At 57.5% G+C, this 2,157-nt stretch carries 4 protein-coding genes; 3 read left to right on the top strand and 1 reads right to left on the bottom strand.

The genetic code is table 11. From position 1 onward, the window contains the following. The 3 genes from panB to panD form a co-directional block, all read left to right on the top strand. A partial coding sequence (gene panB, locus RTY00_RS24005) for a 3-methyl-2-oxobutanoate hydroxymethyltransferase (RefSeq protein ID WP_312666641.1) occupies positions 1–498 on the top strand: 498 nt, incomplete at its 5' end. Between the two features lie 15 nt (positions 499–513). Then, a complete protein-coding gene (gene panC, locus RTY00_RS24000; protein WP_008108522.1) occupies positions 514–1,368 on the top strand; it encodes a pantoate--beta-alanine ligase in 855 nt (284 codons plus the stop codon). A gap of 41 nt (positions 1,369–1,409) precedes the next feature. Beyond that, positions 1,410–1,790, top strand: coding sequence for an aspartate 1-decarboxylase (gene panD, locus RTY00_RS23995; protein ID WP_007888760.1), 381 nt, complete (start codon positions 1,410–1,412; stop codon positions 1,788–1,790). Positions 1,791–1,907: 117 nt separating this feature from the next. Here the strand turns inward: panD and RTY00_RS23990 are convergent. Next, a partial coding sequence (locus RTY00_RS23990) for an ABC transporter permease (RefSeq protein ID WP_312666640.1) occupies positions 1,908–2,157 on the bottom strand: 250 nt, incomplete at its 5' end.

Raw genomic sequence — 2,157 nt, 5'->3', positions numbered from 1 at the left:
GCCGCACAGATGATGCGGGCGGGCGCCAATATGGTGAAGCTGGAAGGTGGCGAGTGGCTGGCGGAAACCGTGCGTATGCTCACCGAGCGCGCCGTGCCGGTGTGCGGCCATTTGGGCCTGACGCCGCAATCGGTGAACATCTTCGGTGGCTATAAAGTGCAGGGCCGCGATGAAGCCGCCGCTGAACGTCTGCTGGCCGATGCGCTGGCGCTGGAAGCCGCCGGTATGCAGCTGTTGGTGCTGGAGTGCGTGCCGGTGGCGCTGGCGGAGCGCGTCACCAAAGCGCTGTCGGTGCCGGTGATCGGTATCGGTGCGGGCAACGTCACTGACGGCCAGATTCTGGTGATGCATGACGCCTTTGGCATTACCGGCGGCCACATTCCCAAATTTGCCAAAAATTTCCTCGCTGAAACCGGCGACATTCGTGCGGCGATTCGCCAATATATCGCCGACGTTGAAGCGGGCCTCTATCCAGCCGCTGAACACAGTTTCCAGTAAATCAGGAGATTTGCAGTGCTGATCATTGAAACACTGCCGATGCTGCGTCGTGAAATTCGTCGCTGGCGTCAGGCAGGCAAACGTATCGCGCTGGTGCCCACTATGGGCAACCTGCACGACGGTCATCTGACGTTGGTCGATGAAGCGCGCGAGCGCGCCGACGTTGTGGTGGTCTCGATTTTCGTTAACCCGATGCAGTTTGATCGTCCCGACGATCTGGCCCGCTATCCGCGCACGCTGCAGGACGATTGCGAGAAGCTGAATCGTCATAGCGTGGATCTGGTGTTCGCACCCGCGCCCGCGGATGTCTATCCAAAAGGCCTTGATAGCCAAACCTTCGTGGAAGTGCCGGGTTTATCATCGCTGCTGGAAGGTGCCAGCCGTCCAGGACATTTCCGTGGCGTCTCCACCATCGTCAGCAAACTGTTTAATCTGGTGCAGCCTGACATCGCCTGTTTTGGCGAGAAGGATTTCCAGCAGCTGGCGATCATCCGCAAGATGGTGGCGGATATGGGCTTCGATATCGAGATTGTGGGCGTGCCAACGGTACGCGCGAAAGATGGCCTGGCGCTGAGTTCGCGCAATGGCTATCTCACCGCCGACGAGCGTAACATCGCCGCCGGTCTCAGCCAGGTGATGAACAGCATGGCCGAACGTCTGAGCAACGGCGAGCGGCATGTCGAAGAGATTATCGAGCACGCGGAAGCGGCGTTGCGTGAGAAGGGTTTTCGTCCGGACGGACTGGCGATTTGCGATGCCGAAACCTTACAAGCGCTCAACGTGGACAGCCAGCGCGCGGTGATTCTGATGGCCGCATGGCTTGGCAATGCGCGTCTCATTGATAATCAGCAAGTGGATCTGACGGAGTAGTTTTCCGTCGTTTATTGGCAGCTTAACAAGGTTAGACAGTTATGATTCGCACCGTACTTCAAGGCAAACTGCATCGCGTAAAAGTCACTCAGGCAGATTTGCATTACGAAGGTTCCTGCGCCATTGACCAGGATTTCCTCGACGCCTCCGGCATTCTGCAATATGAAGCCATCGACATCTACAACGTCACCAACGGCCAGCGTTTTTCCACCTACGCAATTGCCGCTGAACGTGGCTCGAAGATCATCTCAGTCAACGGTGCCGCCGCGCGTTGCGCCTGCGCTGGCGATATCATGATCATCTGCTCTTACGTGCAGGTCGAAGATGAAGTCGCGCGCAGCTGGCAGCCGAAAGTCGCATACTTTGAAGGCGATAACGAAATGAAGCGCCTCGCCAAAGCGCTGCCGGTTCAGGTCGCCTGATGCAACAAGGGCGCGGTTTTTATACCGCGCCCTTTTCTTTCGGTTGCCATAAATGGCAACCCTACGATCCCACATGCCACTCCGCCGCCGTAGGGTCGCCATTCATGGCGACCTTTGTTACGTACGCAACCCGCGCCCACGCTGAATCAGCGAATACACCAGCACATAAAACACCACGATAAAGGCGATCAGCACCGACATGGTAAACACCAACGGCACATCGCTAATACCGAGGAAACCGTAACGGAAGCCGCTGATCATATACACCACCGGATTCATCTTCGACACCGCTTGCCAGAACGGTGGCAGCAGCGTCAGCGAATAGAACACGCCGCCGAGGTAGGTTAACGGCGTCAGCACGAAGGTC

Origin of the sequence: Pantoea sp. CTOTU49201, assembly GCF_032054795.1 — a bacterium.
GTDB lineage: Bacteria > Pseudomonadota > Gammaproteobacteria > Enterobacterales > Enterobacteriaceae > Pantoea > Pantoea symbiotica.
The sequence above is the reverse complement of the archived record's forward strand: the minus strand, read 5'-3'. Positions and strand labels throughout refer to the sequence as shown.

Coding starts and splice junctions, on each gene's coding strand:
- panD (WP_007888760.1), top strand. CDS start 1,410: ATGATTCGCACCGTACTTCAAGGCAAACTGCATCGCGTAAAAGTCACT.